Genomic DNA, 233 nt, shown 5'->3' with positions numbered 1-233 from the left:
GTATTCGCCTATCTAGTGCTTGCTTCTTGGAAGTGATGGCGCTGTATTGCCTGTTCAGTGATTCACCAGACTTGCTACCTGAAGAAGAAGACACGCTCGCTATCAATCTTGAGCGTGTGGTCAATGAAGGTCGCTGTGATGATTTGCACATTATCAATAATGGTCAAGAGCAGTCACTTGAAAGTTGGATGCTCACTCATCTAGAGCGTATGCAGCCGCTTGCTGCATTGCTT

The 233-nt window shown here is 46.4% G+C and carries 1 pseudogene; it reads left to right on the top strand.

From position 1 onward, the window contains the following. Nucleotides 1–26: 26 nt before the first annotated feature. A pseudogene (locus tag R2R70_RS23375) lies at nucleotides 27–233 on the top strand (glutamate--cysteine ligase); the annotation flags it as partial.

Source organism: Cobetia sp. SIMBA_158 (assembly GCF_046566945.1).
GTDB classification, from domain to species: Bacteria; Pseudomonadota; Gammaproteobacteria; order Pseudomonadales; family Halomonadaceae; genus Cobetia; species Cobetia amphilecti.
The sequence above is the reverse complement of the archived record's forward strand: the minus strand, read 5'-3'. Positions and strand labels throughout refer to the sequence as shown.